This is a genomic window from Sphingobacterium sp. UGAL515B_05 (assembly GCF_033097525.1).
GTDB lineage: Bacteria > Bacteroidota > Bacteroidia > Sphingobacteriales > Sphingobacteriaceae > Sphingobacterium.
In genome coordinates this window covers 2,422,433-2,440,950 of the sequence record NZ_CP109907.1, presented here as the reverse complement: position 1 = coordinate 2,440,950, position 18,518 = coordinate 2,422,433, and the positions used below count along the sequence as shown (strand labels likewise).

18 protein-coding genes are annotated in these 18,518 nt (G+C 39.8%); 14 read left to right on the top strand and 4 right to left on the bottom strand.

What is annotated here, in order from left to right:
* The first annotated feature begins 8 nt into the window (after positions 1-8).
* Positions 9-887, top strand: a complete 879-nt coding sequence (locus OK025_RS09880; RefSeq protein ID WP_317669324.1) for a rhomboid family intramembrane serine protease — start codon at positions 9-11, stop codon at positions 885-887.
* Positions 832-1,995 (top strand): endonuclease/exonuclease/phosphatase family protein, encoded by a 1,164-nt coding sequence (locus OK025_RS09875; RefSeq protein ID WP_317669323.1) that lies wholly within the window; start codon positions 832-834, stop codon positions 1,993-1,995. Before OK025_RS09880 ends, OK025_RS09875 begins: the two co-directional genes overlap by 56 nt.
* On the opposite strand, the gene OK025_RS09870 is transcribed toward OK025_RS09875, so the two are convergent.
* Positions 1,985-3,595 carry a S41 family peptidase gene (locus OK025_RS09870; RefSeq protein ID WP_317669322.1) on the bottom strand — a complete coding sequence of 537 codons (1,611 nt, stop codon included), beginning with the start codon at positions 3,593-3,595 and terminating at the stop codon, positions 1,985-1,987. The genes OK025_RS09875 and OK025_RS09870 overlap by 11 nt on opposite strands.
* A gap of 311 nt (positions 3,596-3,906) precedes the next feature.
* Between OK025_RS09870 and OK025_RS09865 the strand changes: the two genes are divergently transcribed.
* The 5 genes from OK025_RS09865 (at position 3,907) to OK025_RS09845 (ending at position 8,776) form a co-directional block, all read left to right on the top strand.
* Positions 3,907-4,476, top strand: a complete 570-nt coding sequence (locus OK025_RS09865) for a hypothetical protein (protein ID WP_317669321.1) — start codon at positions 3,907-3,909, stop codon at positions 4,474-4,476.
* 130 nt (positions 4,477-4,606) lie between these two features.
* The gene (gene fumC, locus OK025_RS09860; RefSeq protein WP_317669320.1) at positions 4,607-6,004 is read left to right on the top strand and encodes a class II fumarate hydratase; all 1,398 of its coding nucleotides are present in this window, start codon (positions 4,607-4,609) and stop codon (positions 6,002-6,004) included.
* Positions 6,005-6,052: 48 nt separating this feature from the next.
* Complete coding sequence (locus OK025_RS09855) at positions 6,053-6,541, top strand: fumarate hydratase (protein WP_317669319.1); 489 nt, start codon at positions 6,053-6,055, stop codon at positions 6,539-6,541.
* A gap of 63 nt (positions 6,542-6,604) precedes the next feature.
* Entirely contained in the window at positions 6,605-7,759 is a 1,155-nt protein-coding gene (locus OK025_RS09850) for an MFS transporter (RefSeq protein ID WP_317669318.1), read from the top strand.
* A 15-nt stretch (positions 7,760-7,774) separates the two neighbouring features.
* On the top strand, positions 7,775-8,776 hold the full coding sequence (locus tag OK025_RS09845; RefSeq protein WP_317669317.1) for an acyltransferase: 1,002 nt from the start codon (positions 7,775-7,777) through the stop codon (positions 8,774-8,776).
* A 21-nt stretch (positions 8,777-8,797) separates the two neighbouring features.
* On the opposite strand, the gene OK025_RS09840 is transcribed toward OK025_RS09845, so the two are convergent.
* Together OK025_RS09840 and OK025_RS09835 are read right to left on the bottom strand one after the other, a co-directional pair.
* Positions 8,798-9,262, bottom strand: a complete 465-nt coding sequence (locus OK025_RS09840) for a copper resistance protein NlpE (protein ID WP_317669316.1) — start codon at positions 9,260-9,262, stop codon at positions 8,798-8,800.
* Positions 9,263-9,462: 200 nt separating this feature from the next.
* Positions 9,463-9,837, bottom strand: coding sequence for a DUF3127 domain-containing protein (locus tag OK025_RS09835; RefSeq protein ID WP_075994416.1), 375 nt, complete (start codon positions 9,835-9,837; stop codon positions 9,463-9,465).
* Positions 9,838-9,914: 77 nt separating this feature from the next.
* Between OK025_RS09835 and OK025_RS09830 the strand changes: the two genes are divergently transcribed.
* The 7 genes from OK025_RS09830 to OK025_RS09800 all read left to right on the top strand — a co-directional run bounded on the left by OK025_RS09830 (position 9,915) and on the right by OK025_RS09800 (position 16,962).
* The gene (locus tag OK025_RS09830) at positions 9,915-11,093 is read left to right on the top strand and encodes a class I SAM-dependent RNA methyltransferase (protein WP_317669769.1); all 1,179 of its coding nucleotides are present in this window, start codon (positions 9,915-9,917) and stop codon (positions 11,091-11,093) included.
* Positions 11,086-11,733: an HD domain-containing protein gene (locus OK025_RS09825; RefSeq protein WP_075994417.1), complete on the top strand. Its 648-nt coding sequence runs from the start codon at positions 11,086-11,088 to the stop codon at positions 11,731-11,733. Before OK025_RS09830 ends, OK025_RS09825 begins: the two co-directional genes overlap by 8 nt.
* Positions 11,734-11,999: 266 nt before the next feature.
* The gene (locus OK025_RS09820) at positions 12,000-12,767 is read left to right on the top strand and encodes a glycerophosphodiester phosphodiesterase (RefSeq protein ID WP_088163159.1); all 768 of its coding nucleotides are present in this window, start codon (positions 12,000-12,002) and stop codon (positions 12,765-12,767) included.
* Positions 12,768-12,869: 102 nt separating this feature from the next.
* The gene (locus tag OK025_RS09815) at positions 12,870-13,706 is read left to right on the top strand and encodes an endonuclease/exonuclease/phosphatase family protein (RefSeq protein ID WP_317669315.1); all 837 of its coding nucleotides are present in this window, start codon (positions 12,870-12,872) and stop codon (positions 13,704-13,706) included.
* 229 nt (positions 13,707-13,935) lie between these two features.
* Positions 13,936-14,754, top strand: a complete 819-nt coding sequence (locus OK025_RS09810; RefSeq protein ID WP_317669314.1) for a DUF4197 domain-containing protein — start codon at positions 13,936-13,938, stop codon at positions 14,752-14,754.
* 364 nt (positions 14,755-15,118) lie between these two features.
* Entirely contained in the window at positions 15,119-16,381 is a 1,263-nt protein-coding gene (gene pepT / locus OK025_RS09805; protein WP_317669313.1) for a peptidase T, read from the top strand.
* 17 nt (positions 16,382-16,398) lie between these two features.
* A complete protein-coding gene (locus OK025_RS09800) occupies positions 16,399-16,962 on the top strand; it encodes a nitroreductase (RefSeq protein WP_227550060.1) in 564 nt (187 codons plus the stop codon).
* 90 nt (positions 16,963-17,052) lie between these two features.
* On the opposite strand, the gene OK025_RS09795 is transcribed toward OK025_RS09800, so the two are convergent.
* Positions 17,053-18,249: an ATP-binding protein gene (locus OK025_RS09795; RefSeq protein ID WP_317669312.1), complete on the bottom strand. Its 1,197-nt coding sequence runs from the start codon at positions 18,247-18,249 to the stop codon at positions 17,053-17,055.
* Positions 18,250-18,518 lie beyond the last annotated feature (269 nt).

Here is an 18,518-nt window from a genome sequence, read left to right as displayed (position 1 = left end):
CGTGCGCAATGAATAACATCGGTTTAAAAGATTTTTGGAGACAAACCTATAAAACTGGATCGCCCGTACCTTTGGTGATCAGTATTCAGGTCTGTTTATTTGTCCTCATTTATTTTTTAGATCTACTCTTCGAATTAAAAATTGTACCACAAAGCTTTTTGGAGCCTATTGTACGTCGATTGAGTTTACCGGGTAATTTCTCAGCATTTATTGCACAACCTTGGTCATTAATCACATCGAATTTTGTTTACGTCAAGCTTCTGACCATACTTTTTGATAGTCTTTGGCTCTATTGGGTCGGTCAGATCTTTTTTACCTTCTTAAACAAGCGGCAATTTCTATTTGTCTATATCGCTTCGTGGCTGCTCGGCAGCGTTCTTTATGTGGGCTTTGGGTCACTTATTCCCGTTTCTGACAGCGTTCAGCTCATGGGCGGCTCTCTCCCGTTGGCAGCAGTATTGGCGGCAATTGTCACTTTGGTTCCCAAATATGAATTACGACTTCTGCTGATTGGTACTGTGAAACTAAAGTTGGTGGCTATCATTTATTTTGGATTGGAATTCCTTGCGCTTACCCTGACTAATCGACCAGCAGCCATTTCGTATTTTGCAGTTATACTTTTTGGAATGGGATTCACTTATGCGCTAAAATCGGGGATGGACTGGTCTACAATTTTTCAAAAAAAATTAAAGAAGCCTGCAAAAATGAAAGTCGTTGTAGGTAACAATATTCCGACAAATCGGAAACATCGTTATGACTTACCCAATCAGGACGAAATCGATGCTATCTTAGATAAAATTTCTGTTTCTGGCTACGACAGTCTAACGAGCCATGAAAAAGAAACGCTCTTTAGGGCAAGCAATAGTGGTGACAAGGTTGATGGATAAAAGGACATTTTTAAGAAGAAAACTGGGCTTTATAAGTAAAACAATGTTCCTGGCAAATGTGCTTGCGATCGTTACATTACTTATGAGCTATTCGGCGACCTTCATAAATCCTAAATCTTTTTGGCCCATTGCATTTATGGGCTTAGGCTATCTTCCGATCCTCCTTATCAATATTGGATTTATCTTTTATTGGCTACTCCGCAAACGGAAAATTGCTCTTTATTCACTCGTTACAATCCTCATTGGATGGCCTTTTTTAACTAAACATTGGAACATTCGCAAAGAGAATTCCCCTGTTTCTTCCGAGACACGTACCCTTCGCATCATGACCTTCAACGCCCATTTGTTCAAAAAGGTAAATGATGAGAAAAAAAATTTTAAAGCCGATGTCGTCCGTATTATTGACAGCATCTCTCCCGATGTGATCTGCTTTCAGGAATATATTAGCAAGATTAAAGGAAAACATGTGTTCTCCGAGGAATTCAAAGATAAACTGGGCTATGATTATTTTTTCTTTGAACCTAGTTCTAAAAACGATTACGAGGCGTATGGAATGGCTGTCCTGTCCCGCTTCCCAATCTATGATTCAGGTACCATCAGAGACAACGATTACGGAATCAACCGGATTAGTTATGTCGATATCAAAAAACAGGATACACTGATTCGCATCTATAATATACATCTCCGTTCTTTTGCGCTTCAAAATGAAGACAAGGAATTTATCCAAAATCTGTCCAATACGAATGAATCGGATAATTCGAGGACACGTAAATTGAGCCGTAAACTTAAGAATGCCTTCGAGCTTCGTAGCGAACAGGCGCATTCGTTAAAGAAACACATGAATGAATGTCAATATCCTTATATTGCTGTAGGTGATTTTAATGATACGCCAATGAGCTACTCGGTCAATCTCATTGGAGACGGGCTGTACAATGCATTTAAGGAGAAAGGTAATGGCTGGGGAGTAACCCATCATGCCCTCCTTCCGATATTCCAGATCGATTATATTTTTGCCAGCCAGAAATTTCAGGTGATGAACTATCAGATTGTCAAACAGAAATTGTCGGATCATTATCCTGTATGGTCTGATCTTAGACTTAAACCTTAGGCATCTGATAGCCCAACGTTTTAAGACCTATTTCAATAAATTTATCTCTTCGGTTTTTGATTTTGTAATACGCTTCACGACCAAAATAATACCGACCTACCAAGGCCTCGATATCGGATTGAATTAAATCATGTAAGTTTTTTGCTTCTTTGGCTGTGACCGCGATCCGCTTTTGGCTATTAAGATATGAAATGAATAGATCAAATTCTGTTGCTGGCAAGTGATAGCCACTAATGAAATTCTCGATAGAATATGCCGGCAGATGTTTCGTGAAGCGATCATAAACAAACTCTTCGATTGCATTGGAATGAAATATCTCGCGGTACTTGGCACTGGTTTCGTTGGTATCAATCGGGATAGTCACGTCCGGAAGAATACCGCCACCACCGAATACAAGCTTTCCTTTGCTGGTTGTAAACATTTCCTTTTGGCTGAATTCGGTATCCATTGTCCATAGATCAAAGCCTGTCATGTATTTTGCTGCATCAAAATTCGCCCGTGCATATTTTCGCTGAATACATCTTCCAAGTGGTGTATAGTAGCGAGCCACAGTCAGGTTGATTGCAGAACCGTCTGAAAAATCAAATTGCTCTTGCACCAAACCTTTGCCATAGGATCTGCGGCCGACAATAGTTGCCCGATCCAAATCCTGAAGAGCACCGCTCAGTATTTCGCTCGCTGATGCTGTGCTTTCATTGATCAGCACAATGACCCGGCCATCACCAAAATCGCCCGCCTTCTCAGAATAGAAATCCTGGCGCAGTTCATTCGCACCCTCGGTATACATCAACAGTCTCTTTTCTTTGAAAAATTGACCAGCCAGATCAATTGCCGTATGTACAAATCCGCCACCATTATTACGTAAATCCAAAATAAGATCTTGAGCTCCGCTTTTTCGTAAGTCAATGAGTGACTGGCGGAATTCATCTGCTGTCTTATGTCCAAATCTTCGAATTTTCACATAAGCTGTTTTCGGAGCGATCATATACGATGCATCTAAACTCGAAACATTTACCTGATCACGAATGACTTTTATTGGATTGCCCAATACTACTCCATTGCGTTGAATGGTGATCAATACAGCTGTTCCTTTCTTTCCGCGGATCAGTTTTTCAATTTCGGATTCGGCAACCTTTCTTCCGACAAGATCCTTATTACCGATCTTTAAAATGCGGTCGCCGATACGCATACCTGCTTTCTCCGCGGGACCAGCTGCAACCATCCCAACAACAAGTAGCGTATCTTTCAGGCGAAAGTACTCTACTCCGATACCATCAAATGTTCCCTCAAGCGTTTCCTGCTTTGCTAGCACTTGATTGGGTCTCAAAAAGGTGGAAAAAGGATCCAGGCGGGAAACAACATGCTCAATGGCTTCATCCTGCACGGTGTCTATACTGACATTGTCGACGTAATTCTCGGAAATTAACTGAATGAGATATTGTAATTTATCGGAATTGCCATTGGAGCGCAAACTTGAAAAGGTGGTTTTCTGGTTACTTCCCTGCTCCTCGGCATAATTTTGTCCCAACAGCAAGCCGAGAAGCAATACTGCAGCATATGTAGCGGCTACAAAAATATTTCGTTTAATACTTTTCTGCATGGGAAATCTTCATGAATTACCGAAGATGAGGCAAACTATTCAACAATTAATTACTTTATCAAAAATAGCAAGTTTATTCGGTTAAACGAGTTTTTGAACCCATATTTTTACATTAAAAACAAAAAGTTCACGCCCTTGTTTTGGTCGAGGAACAAAGCTGTCCATGATTGAAAGTCTTTATCAAAAATCATAACCAAACAGCTCGTAGAAGTGGCAAACATTTAGTTTCAATAGATGACAATAATGTCTATAATTTAACTTGCAAATGCGCGTAAATTTATCTTAGTTTGAATTGAAAAAGATTCCACTTTATGCACGAAATCGAACCTTATTACAATTGGCGGGACTATTACATTGCCGCTGAAGATGAACAATCCCCATTTTATGGTACAGTCTACAGCGAATTCGATTTTGACAAACAGATCTATAATTTTCTTTTGCACCCACAATGGGATGAATTCGGTTCGCTTACCTTATATCTGAAAATACTGTTTGTAGACTATGAGAAACAGTACTGTATTATCGAACTGATTGGTGAATGGAATGATGCAATCTACAATGACATCATGTTGCTCAAGCGAGAGATTATTGATGTTTTGATCAGTCAGGGAATTAAGTATTTTATTCTAATCGGTGAGAATGTACTGAATTTTCATGCTTCAGATGACTCATACTATGAGGAATGGTTTCAGGATATCGAGGACGGCTGGATTGCGGGCATTGGTTTCCGTGAGCATGTTATCGAAGAGTTCCAGCAGCAAAATATAGATTATTATATTAATTTCGGTGGTGCTTTGAATGAGCTCCCCTGGCGGGCATTAAAACCGAAACAGGTTTTTCACCACGTGAATGATTCCTTGACAAAACGTCTTGGTTTTTAAAACCTGCTTATTGTGTCTTTATGCTTTAATCCTTGTTCTTTACTGTATTATCCTGTAACTTTGTGAGTGATGTATGATGTGCTTTGCACATATGCTTTTAATTTTTACGTTTTACTTATACTTACATACTATGTCATTCAGAATTGAAAAAGACACAATGGGTGAAGTTCAAGTACCTGCAGACAAATACTGGGGTGCACAAACAGAGCGTTCACGCAACAACTTTAAAATCGGACCGGCAGCTTCAATGCCACACGAAATCATCGCAGGCTTTGCTTATTTGAAAAAAGCAGCTGCTTATGCTAACCACGAGTTGGGGGTATTACCTGTAGAGAAACGTGATGCGATCGCTACAGTATGTGATGAGATCTTAGCGGGCAAATTGGATGATCAATTTCCATTGGTTATTTGGCAAACGGGCTCGGGTACACAATCCAACATGAATGTGAATGAGGTTGTCGCAAACCGTGCACAAGTATTGGCTGGACATAAAATCGGTGAAGGTGAACCTGTGTTAAAAGCAAATGATGATGTAAACAAATCACAATCATCTAACGATACTTTCCCTACAGGAATGCATATTGCCGCTTACAAAGCTGTTGCTGAAGTTACCATTCCAGGAGTTGAAAAATTGCGTGACACATTGACAAAAAAAGCTGAGGAGTTTAAAAACGTAGTTAAAATTGGCCGTACACACTTAATGGATGCTACTCCGTTGACTCTAGGTCAAGAGATTTCAGGTTATGTCGCTCAATTGAACCATGGTCTGAAAGCTTTAAGAAATACACTTTCGCATTTGTCAGAACTTGCATTGGGAGGTACTGCTGTCGGTACAGGATTAAATACACCAAACGGCTATGACGTTGTCGTTGCTAAATATATCGCTGAATTTACTGGCCTACCTTTCGTAACCGCTGAAAATAAATTTGAGGCATTGGCTGCTCACGACGCAATCGTTGAAACACACGGTGCATTGAAGCAATTGGCTGTTTCATTAAATAAAATTGCAAACGATATCCGTATGTTGGCTTCCGGCCCACGTTCAGGTATCGGTGAAATCTTGATTCCTGAGAACGAACCAGGATCATCGATTATGCCAGGTAAAGTTAATCCAACGCAATGTGAAGCATTGACAATGGTTGCGGCGCAAGTGATGGGTAATGATGTAGCTATTACGATTGGTGGAACGCAAGGTCACTATGAACTAAACGTGTTCAAACCATTGATGGCCGCAAACTTCTTGCAGTCTGCTCGCCTATTGGGTGATGCTTGTGTTTCATTTGAAGAGCACTGTGCAGCTGGTATCGAACCGAACTACAAACGCATCAAAGAATTGGTAGACAACTCCTTGATGTTAGTAACGGCACTAAACACAAAAATTGGTTACTACAAATCAGCAGAAATCGCGCAAACAGCACATAAAAATGGTACTACGCTTAAGGAAGAAGCCGTACGCTTAGGTTATGTGACTCCTGAAGATTTCGATGCTTGGGTAAAACCAGAAGATATGGTTGGAAGTTTAAAATAAGCTGTGACTTTTATTTCAATAAAAAACATACGAACAAAAACATACCTATTGGCACTTGCCATAGGTATGTTTTTCTTTTTTACTGCCTGCAAATTCAATTCGGATATGCAGAGCGAAGGCGCCCCCTTTTTACAGGGAGAATGGGTGCAAGACAGTATTCCAGGGCAACAGCAGATGATGCAATATACCTTGACCGATTTCAAGTTTACCTGTGATTCTGTTTACGCGACCATGCACGTCAACAATAAAGTACAAACAATCCCGGATAGCTGTTACAAAAATGGATCCTGGACAGAACATGCAAAGGGTATTTATGTTCTGCGTGGCGACTCCATCATTGTCGATGGTATTTATACCAAAGAAAATGGCAAGCAGAAAATTTCAGGCTGTTATCTTTCCGGACAGTATATCCCCCGCTTTAAAGTCGTTTATCATGCTGCGGACTCGGTGGTACTGGAAAGCAGGTTAGATCAACGTCAGATCATCTTAAGGAAGACTAAAAATATTACGTGTATCCCTCAAAAAAGATATCAATAATTTTTAGTACAATCTATTTATTATCTTCGTACCATTATCGTACAACCTCAACCTTAAAATACAATGAACAAAGGAATTATCGCTTTGGCATTTGGCGGACTTGCCATCGGAATGACCGAATTCACGATGATGGGTATCCTGCCTGATATTGCCAAAGATCTTCATATCGAGATCCCTACTGCCGCGCACCTGATTGCACTATACGCACTGGGTGTTGTTGTAGGTGCACCAACATTAGTCCTATTTACGGGAAAATATCCACCAAAGAAGGTATTACTTTTTTTAATGTTGCTCTTTTTTATTTTCAACGGACTATTCAGTATTGCGCCAGGCCAGTTTTTGATCAGCCTCTCCCGCTTCATGGCTGGGCTTCCGCACGGTGCTTTTTTTGGTGTTGGGTCTGTTGTTGCTGCTCGCTTGGCACCAAAAGGAAAAGAAGCCCAGGCCATATCCATTATGTTTACAGGAATGACCATTGCCAATTTGGCTGGCGTACCGTTAGGAACCTATCTCGGTCATCATTATTCATGGCGTTTGACCTATGGAATTATCAGTATATTGGGATTAATCACTTTTGCAGCAATTTATGCTTGGATGCCAAAAATTGAAGCTTCCAAAGGGAATAATATCTTTAGCCAGCTCAACTTCTTCAACAAAAAGATTGCCTGGCTATTAATGGCTATTATCGCCATCGGTACCGGTGGACTTTTTGCCTGGATCAGTTACATCGCGCCTTTAGTGACCAATGTGTCGGGCATCGCTGCTGATCGTGTACCACTGATTATGATCCTGATCGGTGTTGGTATGTTTTTCGGGAATCTTATCGGCGGAAAATTGGCCGATACAATCTCCCCAACCAAAGCTGCGATCGCTAGTTTTTCCGCCATGGCGCTATGCCTTGTGATGGTTTACTTTATATCGCCCTTGGGCTGGACAGCGTACCCTTTAGCCTTTATTACTGGACTGGTATCCTTTACCATTGGTTCGCCGACACAACTGATGTTAATTCGCGCCTCAAAAGAAGCTGCAACACTGGCTGCGGCAGGTGGTCAGGCCGCCTTTAACCTCGGGAATACCTTAGGTGCATTTTTAGGTGGAATTCCAATAACCTTGGGTTTAGCTTATAACACACCGTCGCTTGTTGGTGTGGGTATGGCGAGCATTGGCGCACTCCTAACCCTGCTGTATTTGAAAGTCTACGACAGCAAAAGTCAATAAAAATAGCAAAATCAAATGGCGCGAACCAGTTATATCAGTGTACTTCGTATTGTTGCGATATTCCTCGTTATCTTGATTCATTCCTCTTCGGGCTACCTAAACAGCAATGAATTTGAGTCATTCGACTGGAGTTATGCCAATTGGCTCAATAGCTTCTCGCGCTTTGCAGTACCCCTGTTTGTCATTATTTCAGGCGCCCTGCTGCTACAGAAAGACGAAAGTACGGGACAGTTTTATCGGAAACGTCTGTTAAAAATTGTCCCGCCTTTTCTTTTTTGGACGATCGTCTATCTTCTCTATTATTTTATCCGCTACATTGATTTTGACTACATCGGTTTTCCACAAGTTATTAACATTGTGTTAATTCGCTTAAAGTCAGGAACGAATGCACACCTTTGGTATCTATATATGATACTTGGGCTCTACCTCGCAGTTCCTTTCATACGCAAAATTGTGGGCAACTGCAGTAAAAGAGAGCTTGAGATCTTTTTGGGGTTGTGGTTTGCAGCGTTATTTTTTACGAATAAATGGTTCAATAGTTACTTACCAAACTTTGATCTGACCTTTTTCTCTGGCTATGCGGGCTACCTGGTCTTGGGGCACTATTTACGTAATTATCCAATCCAAATGGTAAAATTATCAAGTTTTACATTTTTTCTGATCTGCTGTTTAATTACGGCTTCAGGGACATATTATTTAAGTGTGTCACGAAGGGAATTTGATCCGACACTTTACAACTATCTTTCACCAAATATCGCATTGAGTGCAGGCTTTTTATTCATCTTCGTGCAAGGCCTTAAACTCCCAGAACAACTCAACGCCTTCTGGGAATTTATCGACATTCACAGCTTTGGTATTTACTTATGCCATATTTTATTGCTGAATTATATCCATCCTTTACTCCCCTTATCCACTTTGTGGAAAATCCCTGCAGCAACAGTGCTCACCCTGTTGGCGAGCGCCTTACTAACCTATTTTCTACGAAAAGTTCCCTACGGTAAATACGTCAGCGGCTAATTCAGTTATCGGAGCTTTATTTTACAGTTTCTCTCCTTCGACCTTATTGTACACATAGAGATGTGCATTGGGACCATCAATCTCATGGCCTTCCTGATCTAGTCCAATCAGCTTATTTTCGCCGACCTTCAATTTCATATTTGTTTCTTTCCCTGTGAGATGAACAACGGATCCGTTGTCATGCCACATGACTTTGCCAGTATCTTCAACCTTGGTATTTTTGTTAATATATTCACTGACAATGGCAAAGGTATTATCATTCTTTAAGGTGATATTGGTTTTGATACCTTCACAATCTGCACAGGGAATAGTAGCTTCATAGGTACCTGCCCAATCCAGTGAGTTTTGTGATGTATGGGCAGTATCTACTGCCGCAGTCTCATGTACTGAAGAATCTGCTGTAGCATGCGGACTCTCTTTTGACGTTTGATTGCATGCACTTAGCGAAACTGCTGCTAAGCAAATGAATAATACGGATAATTTCATATCTATTGTTTTTTGATGTACGACACCGTATAGCAAGCAATTTCAGCGCCAAGAAAAATCAGGTGCCCATGCTGATGCTATGAAAGAAAAAAGGCTTCTTGAAGAAGCCTTTCTATTGTAAAGAACTGGATTGTTTACAGTTCAAATAATCTAATCTATTGGCTACCGCAAGGGCGATAGTGCATAAAATCCTATTCAGATTAGAATGGTAGATCATCATCATCTGATGAACCAGCCAAATCTACAGGAGCAGGCATATCTGCGTAACCTGGAGAAGATGGTGCTGGAGCAGCATTACCCAATTTTGTTACACGCCATGCGACCAATGAATTGAAATAAGTTGTTACGCCATCTTTATTAGTCCAAGGACGACCACGAAGATTAAAAGATACTTCTACCTCTTCTCCAATTGCTAGGTTATCAAAAATTGACGTTCTGTCTTGTGTTGATTCAAAACGGATATACTCAACAAATTGTGGGTTTTCGGCATAAGCTACAATCATATCGCGTTTTTTGAATGATTCTGTCACTTGTTGTGTCGCTCCTATCTCGTGTACTTTTCCTCTAATTTCCATAATCAAAAAAATAAATATTAAAGCGTAAAATTAAGCAATTTTTGAGGAAGAGTTTAATTAACTTTGTACAAAATATGATGGAAGTTTTCAACACCCCCAATAAAGTTATTATAACGTGCAATAAGCGCTTATCGCCTTATTTGCAACAGGAAGTTAAAGAGTTAGGTTTTGACATTGTCAGGGCATTTCCGACAGGAGTAGAATTAAAGGTCAGTATAAACGATACGATCAAGCTCAATCTGAACCTGCGCACAGCATCTCAGATTTTGTATTCGTTAAAAGAGTTTAGGGCCAATAATCCGACGGAGCTCTATGACGAATTGAGTCAAATCGCATGGGAAGAACTCATTCAATTTGACGGATACTTCTCTGTCAGCTCCAATGTGGACAATGAGACAATCAGCACACCATTATTTGCAAACGTCAAGGTTAAAGATGCAATCGTGGACCGAATCAAGGAAAAAAAGGGTATGCGTCCTAACTCAGGTCCGGACAATAATAAAGCGGTTGTGCACTTGTACTGGAAAGATGACCGTGCTGAAATTTTTCTCGATACCTCAGGCGAGACATTGGCGAAACATGGCTACCGCAAGATCCCTGGAAAAGCGCCAATGTTAGAAGCTCTGGCAGCCTCTACTATTATTGCGTCCAAATGGGATGGTCATTCTCCTTTTGTGAACCCGATGTGTGGATCCGGAACTTTAGCTATCGAGGCAGCTCTCATTGCGACAAACAGAAAACCTGGATTATTACGCATGAACTATTCATTTATGCATTTCATAGGTTATGATGAAACAGTTTTCTTCCAGGAGCGTCGAATACTTAAAGATCAGATCAATAAAAAAGCAGCTCCGCAAATTATCGCAAGCGATATTTCGGAAGAGGCTATCAACGTCTCCAAGATGAACGCAAGAACCGCCGGTGTGGAGCAATTAATTTCTTTTGAAGTATGCGATTTTGCCGAAACACACGTTCCTAAAGAAGCAGGTGTCATTTTATTCAATCCTGAATATGGTGAACGTTTGGGCACACACAGCAAGCTAGAAATTACCTATAAGCGTATGGGAGATTTCATGAAACAGGAATGCAAAGGTTATAGAGGCTATATATTTACTGGAAATCCAGATCTGGCAAAGAAAATCGGGTTGCGCGCATCCCGACGTATAGAATTTTATAATGGTAAATTAGATTGTAGATTATTAGAATACGAATTATACGAGGGTACTCGCGAAAAAACAAAAGTATTGTATGAATAACATTATTGAGCGCACAGTAGCATTTGTGCAAGACCGGTTGAAATTTGCAGAAGCAGGCCACGATTGGTCGCATATTCAACGCGTATGGAACAATACGAAGTTAATTTTAGAAGATGAAGAAGCAGATGTTATGGTGTGCGAATTGGCGGCGCTATTACATGACATCGCTGACAGTAAATTCCATGATGGCGACGAAACAATCGGCCCTCGTGTTGCCGGAGAGTTTTTGGCAAGTCTAGAAATTTCGCCTGAGATCATTGACCATGTCAAGAAAATCATCTTCAACATGTCTTTCAAAGCAAGTTTAGGTGAAGTTTCATTCCATTCAAAAGAAATGGAGATCGTGCAAGATGCTGACCGTCTAGATGCTATTGGCGCAATAGGTATTGCCCGCGCGTTTAGCTTTGGCGGAAACAAAGGCCGTGAGATGTATAATCCCAACGTTCCCGTTCAGGAATATAAGGATAAGGAAGCTTACAAGCATTCGGAAGCTCCCACAATCAATCACTTCTACGAAAAGCTACTATTGTTAAAGAATAAGATGAATACAGAAGCCGCGAAAAGAATCGCAGCGCATCGCCATGAATATATGCTCAGCTTCCTCGATGAGTTCATGGCCGAATGGAACGGTAAAAAATAAATTACACTTAACAATTCCTAAATATAAAAGTGGTACTTTAGATCTTGTACATCGAGATAAAAAGTACCATTTTTTTTTGTCCTATGTAAAATCAGCTTTTAAACAACTTTGTAAGAAACGATCCTATCATTAGGGGTCGATTTTTTACCATAAACATCTTAATTGGTAATGTAAATGCCCAAAAAGAGAAATAGAATAGGAATAAATCAACGAGTGAAACGTGCAAATTATGCCGTTGAAAACAAACACTCATACATACTTATCACATGAAAAAACATATTTTTAGCTGTCTGACACTAGCCATGGTGATCTCATCTTCGGCATTATTTGCACAAACTAAGGCCATTGCACATCGTGGCGTATGGAAAAACAGCCATCTTCCGCAAAATTCCATTGCTTCTTTAACAGCAGCCCACGACCTTAAGCTCTTCGGATCCGAATTTGATGTGCATTTGACCAAAGACAATATTCTTGTGGTAAACCACGATAATGATTTCTATGGGATCGATATTGCCACAGCAACGTACAAGGAGCTCTTAGAAAAGAAGCATCCTAACGGTGAATCCATTCCCACCTTGGAAGAATATCTTAACGCTGGAAAAAAATTGAAAGGTTTACGTCTTATCCTTGAATTAAAAATCAATAAACTAGGCGTAGAGCGTACACTTGAAGCGACAACAAAAACGGTGGAAATGGTTAAAAACTTGAAAGCAGAGAAAGTCACTGATTATATTTCCTTTAGCTTTGAGGCTTGTCAGAAGATTCACGAACTGGCGCCTAAGGCCAATATTCAATACCTCACAGGTGACAAAACTCCTGCTGAGGTGAAGGCTGCAGGAATAAATGGTTTGGATTATCACTTTTCGGTTTTCAAAAAGAATGCGACATGGCTGAAAGATGCACATCAACTTGGCATGAAAGTAAATGCGTGGACAGTAAACACAGAAGAGGAAATGACAAATCTAATTAATCAGAAAATTGATTTTATTACAACTGACGAACCTGAATTGTTGCTCCGTGTATTAAAGAAATAACAATACGGTTGAAATAATCATGGATCCTAATCAGTCGACCACTTATCAGGCCGACTTGATGAGCATGACCGTTTCAGTACCTTTTTAAAAACTAGATTCTAAATGAAAAAAAGTATTATTCTCGCTTTAGCGCTCTGTCTATCCTTTCTGTCTTATGCACAGGAATTTATTGCAGCCAGCTATAATATCCGCCAAAGAAATACCGTCGATGTTGACAACATGTGGAACGACCGTAAAGTTCCGCTAACCAATCTGATTAAATACCATGGCTTTGATATCTTTGGTATCCAGGAAGGTTTTTTTGATCAGGTTGAAGATCTTAAAAAGCTCCTCCCTGGATTTGATTACGTGGGTGTTGGTCGCGACGATGGTGCACAAGAGGGCGAACACTCAGCTATTTATTACAATACAAATCGCTTTAAAGCAATAAAGAGCGGAACTTTCTGGCTTTCGGCAACAGATACCCAACACCCGAATAAAGGCTGGGATGCAGCACTACCGCGGATCTGTACCTGGGGTATTTTTGAAGACAAGGCCAACAAAAAACGCTTCATCTTCATGAACACGCACTTTGACCATATCGGCCGTACCGCACGCACCGAGAGTGCCAAGTTGATTCTGGCGAAAGCAAAAGAGTTTGCCAAAGACCTACCTTTGATTTTAACCGGCGACTTCAATGTGGATGAAAAAGATGAGGCTTATTTCACATTAGCCAACAGCAAAGTAGTCACTGACGTGCATGAACTGGCAACATTCAAATATGAACCCAATTCTTCCTTCAATGGCTGGGGCAAAAGCATCAGACCAACAGGCCGCATTGATCATATTTTTATTACCAAACCTTTCCAGGTTAAAAAATATGGTATCCTGACGGACACGTATATGAATAAATTCCCCTCAGATCACTTTCCAGTAGCAACGACGCTCTCCTGGAAATAATATCATGTTAATTACAACAACCCTATAACACAAACAGCAGGTTCGCTTAGAATCTGCTGTTTTATTTTGTGGAACAGCTTTTTATTTATACCGCATCTGGGATAGCGATTCAGCACAATGTAGCGCATCTGCTACGATTCTTTACAATAGCTATGGTTCCTAGCAATTGCTTTAAACTTTCACATAAATTAACAGTCGATATGTTTAATTTTGACAACAAAACAATAACATGATGAAATTTCCACTATTATATTGCACACTATTTGTCTCAGGACTACTTTATTCCAATGCAAGTGAAGCGCAGATTTTTAAGAAAATCAGTGAAACATTGACAAAAGCAAATCAGGGCCAAACTGACAGTACTAAAACGACCACAGCATCAAACACGAAAGCAACAGCATCAAAATCCAATACCTTGACGTCTTTATCCAACAAAGATGCTTCATTGGGGATCAAACAGGCTTTAAGCAATGGTTTAAATCTGAGTATCGAATCTTTAGCCAAAAAGGATGGTTTTTTGGGTGATGCGGCAGTAAAGATTTTGATGCCTGCCGAAGCACAGAAAGTAGAAAAAACACTTCGTGCTGTTGGTATGGGAAAATTATGCGATCAGTTTATTCAGAGCATGAACAGAGCTGCTGAGGGAGCCGTTAAAGAGGCTGCACCCGTATTTGTCAATGCACTTTCGAAGATGACAATTACAGATGCGACCAATATTCTTCTAGGCAGCAAAGAAGACGCCGCGACAACGTTTTTTAAAACAAATACATCGACAGAATTAACGAACAAATTTAGTCCAGTTATCAAATCTGCCATGGGTGCAAACAATGTGGACCAGTATTGGACACAATTGACCTCAGCTTATAACAACCTCCCTTTAGGCAATAAAGTGGAGACAAATCTTACTGCCTATGTTACACAGAAAGCGATAGACGGCCTGTTCATCAAAGTTGCCGACCAGGAGTCAAAAATTAGGCAGAACATAGGTGGCAGTAGAAATACCAATATTTTACAGAAAGTATTTGGTTACGCAGACGAAAAGAAATAGAGAACGATACAATAAAAAGAGGACCTGTCAACGATTTGATAGGTCTTTTTTTTGATGTGGGATCATCCAAGATTTCTTTTTCACATAGCTAAGGGTAAAACTTTACTGTTCAAAAGCGCTACTGCACATTATATGTAGCAATAAATTATAGATAGCAAAAAATTATAGATAACAATAAATTCCTTTCAGCGGGAATTAGGATCGTCCCCCTTCTATACGTTTCAGTTATTGTCAGTTTGTTTACAAATAGAATTAAACCCTTGGAGTAGGGACAAATTGTTTGTAAATGCAACCAAATTAAATTGCAAATAAAAAGCAATTTATCTAAGTTTGACCACCCTTATCACATTAAGGCTATTAGAAAATGAGCACATTTGAGATCAACAACATACGTGATTTTTCGGTATCCGAAAGATTTCAACGCTATGTACAGATTGACACACAATCTGATGCAAATTCACCAACATGTCCTTCTACGGAAAAGCAAAAGAACCTTGGAAAGTTACTTGTAGCGGAGTTGCTGGAGTTGGGTATTTCGGACGCGGCAATGGATGAAAATGGCTATATCTATGCAACTATTCCATCCAATACTACAAAGCAGGTTCCTGTTATCTGCTTCTGTTCTCATATGGATACATCTCCGGACTCTTCTGGAAAAGATGTTAAACCACTGGTTCACCCTAATTATCAGGGCCAGGATCTTGTGCTTCCTGACGACAAGAGTATTATCATCAAATACGCCGAACATCCCGATCTAGCCAATCAAATTGGCAATGATATCATTACAGCGAGTGGCACCACTTTGTTGGGTGCAGATGACAAAGCAGGTGTGGCCGAAATCATGGATGCTGCCCGTTTATTGATGAAACATCCTGAAATCAAACATGGCGATATCAAAATTCTTTTCACACCAGATGAGGAGATTGGCAGAGGTGTGGATAAAGCAGATTTGAAACGTTTAGCAGCAGATTTTGCTTATACAATGGATGGCGAAAAAGCGGGAACCATTGAGGATGAAACATTTTCAGCGGATGGAGCTACATTGACGATTCATGGTGTATCCGTACATCCGGGCTTTGCTAAGGGTAAAATGCAAAGTGCCATCAAAATCGCCAGTGCGGTAATTGATGCACTACCAAAAGATCGACTTTCACCTGAAAGCACCAACAAAAAAGACGGCTTTGTACACCCTGTTCATATCAGTGGATCTGTGGAAAAAGCTGAAATTCAATTTATCGTACGCGATCACGTTACAGCCAATCTAAAGAAACATGAAGATGAGCTGGAAGGCATCGCAAAATCGATTGTCGAACAATATCCAAACTGTACCTATACTTTTGTCGTAAAAGAACAATACCGTAATATGAAAGAAGTGCTGGATCAGCATCCTGAAATTATGGAAATCGGCATGGAAGCCATCAACCGTGCAGGAATGGTGGCCGAAAGAAGAAGTATCCGCGGTGGAACAGATGGCTCCCGCCTTTCGTTTATGGGATTACCTTGTCCAAATATTTTTGCTGGAGGGCATGCTTTCCACGGAAAACAAGAGTGGGTAGCTGTACAAGATATGGAAAAAGCCGTCAAAACAATTTTGCATGTTGTATCTTTATGGGAAGAAAAAGCATAAAGGAAAAATAAATTATAATGAAAAACGACGTATTAAAAGCAATACACTACAGAAGATCCGTATTTCAAGCTTCCTTTACTGAAGAAGAAGTCAGTAAAGAAGATATCTTGAGTATCTTGGAAGCGGCCAATGCTGCTCCAACACACAAAAGAACACAACCTTGGCGTTTTGTGATCTTCCGCAAAGAGGGACTAGAACGTTTGGGCACCGAATTATCACGTATCTACAAGTCAGTAACACCCACAGAGAAATATACTGAAGCAACAGAAATAACAATGGGCAAAAAAGCAACACAATCGAACGTTGCCATTGCGATTGTTGTCAATTATACGGGTGAAGTTCCTGAATGGGAAGAATTGGCTTGTACAGCTGCTGCAGTTGAAAACATGTGGTTGGCTGCACACTCGCTAAATATTGGTGGATACTGGGCGACTCCAGGTTTAATCAATCACTTGGGTGGTTTCTTAAATCTCGAAGAAAATCAAAAATGTATCGGTCTATTTTACTTAGGACACCACCAATCTGAGGCGCGTGAACCTATCCGTACCCCTATTGCAGATAAAATTCGTTGGGAAGAGTAAATCTCTATATAGAAATACAGAGCGGTCTAGCCACACTACTAGGCCGCTTTTGATTTTTTCTTGCTACCATTTGTATCAAATAGTATGCTATTAATATAAAAAGCCAAACAACCATAGCGGGACCTTATTTTGATGACCAAATTCGATACCATCTGCTGCAATGTAGGCATTGTTCATTCCTTTAATTTGTTTATTGGACTTGTCTCTCCCTCCTACCTCAAAGGTGTACTTTTCATCGACAATAAAATCTCCTTGCTCTGCATAGTTCACCTGATGTTGAAATGCAAGTTGGTTAACAAAAAATGTTTCCCTTAGATTTCCAGGGTTAACATTTTCATGTGCAAATAAGAAGGAAAGGTTGGTATTGTCTAGAAAAATTTTCGATGGTTTTTGTAACTGACTTATACCTTCACCCACTTTATAGAGATTATGCGTTAAACTAATTTCATCCAAATAGTAGAGATAAGATAACAGAGTTGTCCGGCTAATACCAATCTTTTCACTGAGCTTACTGATGTTAGGCACAAAAGGGACAGATTCAGCAATGATAACAAGCAATTGCTTAATCTTAGTAACATAAGCGATATCTACATTTCGTAAGAGCGGCAATTCAATTTCCAGAATCATATTAATGACCTCCATTACTCGCATCTCATATAAATCAAGCTGTTCTCGGTAATAAGGATAATACCCATATTTCAAATATTTCTCAAAATACAGAAAAGGTTTAACCATGGCATTGATTTTATAGTCCACTTTGCTATGCTCTTCTAAAATTTGATCCAGGCTAAATATTGGGAAAGTAGTTTTTGTTTCCAATGAAAGAAATTCACGAAAGGAAAATCCCTGCATTTTGTAAACTACTGCCCTACGACTTAAATCAGTACGGGCATTCAAAATTTCTAAAAGGGAGGAGCCAGTAAAGATGATCTTCATCTCGGGGTAGTCGTCGTAAATATTTTTTAATATTTGGGCCCAGCCTTCATATTTATGTACTTCATCCAAAAATAGATACTTTCCTCCTTTTTGATCGAATTCATATACTAAATCCAGCAAAGACCTATTATTGAACCACACTGCATCCAAACTGACATAAAGCACTTCGTCCAACCTGTCGAACAAATTTAGCTTAATGTATTGAAGCAATAAGGTCGTCTTACCGATTCCCCTTGCTCCTTTAATTCCAATTAAACGAGCGGACCAATTAATTTCATACATTATATTTCGCACAAAATTCATATCCACAAACCGTATACGTCGTTTAAATTGTTGAACTAGTTCTTCCATGTGATATCGTTTATGTTGTTTGAAAAATATCTATTTTGTTTATTATAAAAAACAAAAATATAAAAAATCGTTCACTGCACTGAACAAAAACAACATATATTTATCTATTTAAAGATATTCTAATAGTAAATGGCTCGGATTCTTCCGAGCCGCCCGTTCTGTGTATAGGTTAATTAATTATACGCAATAGGCAGCTAAAATCCATTTTTATTAAATATTTAATAATGCACCCTTAACCATTTAACAATCTTGCAGGGATAATTTCGCAA

What these genes read in the sequence shown, in the direction of transcription:
- OK025_RS09835 (WP_075994416.1), bottom strand. Translation starts at nt 9,837, where the DNA reads ATGGAAATTAGAGGAAAAGTACACGAGATAGGAGCGACACAACAAGTG.
- OK025_RS09850 (WP_317669318.1), top strand. Translation starts at nt 6,605, where the DNA reads ATGAACAAAGGAATTATCGCTTTGGCATTTGGCGGACTTGCCATCGGA.
- OK025_RS09800 (WP_227550060.1), top strand. Translation starts at nt 16,399, where the DNA reads ATGAAAAACGACGTATTAAAAGCAATACACTACAGAAGATCCGTATTT.
- OK025_RS09865 (WP_317669321.1), top strand. Translation starts at nt 3,907, where the DNA reads ATGCACGAAATCGAACCTTATTACAATTGGCGGGACTATTACATTGCC.
- OK025_RS09820 (WP_088163159.1), top strand. Translation starts at nt 12,000, where the DNA reads ATGAAAAAACATATTTTTAGCTGTCTGACACTAGCCATGGTGATCTCA.
- OK025_RS09830 (WP_317669769.1), top strand. Translation starts at nt 9,915, where the DNA reads ATGGAAGTTTTCAACACCCCCAATAAAGTTATTATAACGTGCAATAAG.
- OK025_RS09825 (WP_075994417.1), top strand. Translation starts at nt 11,086, where the DNA reads ATGAATAACATTATTGAGCGCACAGTAGCATTTGTGCAAGACCGGTTG.
- OK025_RS09815 (WP_317669315.1), top strand. Translation starts at nt 12,870, where the DNA reads ATGAAAAAAAGTATTATTCTCGCTTTAGCGCTCTGTCTATCCTTTCTG.
- OK025_RS09795 (WP_317669312.1), bottom strand. Translation starts at nt 18,249, where the DNA reads ATGGAAGAACTAGTTCAACAATTTAAACGACGTATACGGTTTGTGGAT.
- OK025_RS09845 (WP_317669317.1), top strand. Translation starts at nt 7,775, where the DNA reads ATGGCGCGAACCAGTTATATCAGTGTACTTCGTATTGTTGCGATATTC.
- OK025_RS09880 (WP_317669324.1), top strand. Translation starts at nt 9, where the DNA reads ATGAATAACATCGGTTTAAAAGATTTTTGGAGACAAACCTATAAAACT.
- OK025_RS09875 (WP_317669323.1), top strand. Translation starts at nt 832, where the DNA reads ATGAAAAAGAAACGCTCTTTAGGGCAAGCAATAGTGGTGACAAGGTTG.
- pepT (WP_317669313.1), top strand. Translation starts at nt 15,119, where the DNA reads ATGAGCACATTTGAGATCAACAACATACGTGATTTTTCGGTATCCGAA.
- OK025_RS09870 (WP_317669322.1), bottom strand. Translation starts at nt 3,595, where the DNA reads ATGCAGAAAAGTATTAAACGAAATATTTTTGTAGCCGCTACATATGCT.
- OK025_RS09840 (WP_317669316.1), bottom strand. Translation starts at nt 9,262, where the DNA reads ATGAAATTATCCGTATTATTCATTTGCTTAGCAGCAGTTTCGCTAAGT.
- OK025_RS09810 (WP_317669314.1), top strand. Translation starts at nt 13,936, where the DNA reads ATGATGAAATTTCCACTATTATATTGCACACTATTTGTCTCAGGACTA.
- fumC (WP_317669320.1), top strand. Translation starts at nt 4,607, where the DNA reads ATGTCATTCAGAATTGAAAAAGACACAATGGGTGAAGTTCAAGTACCT.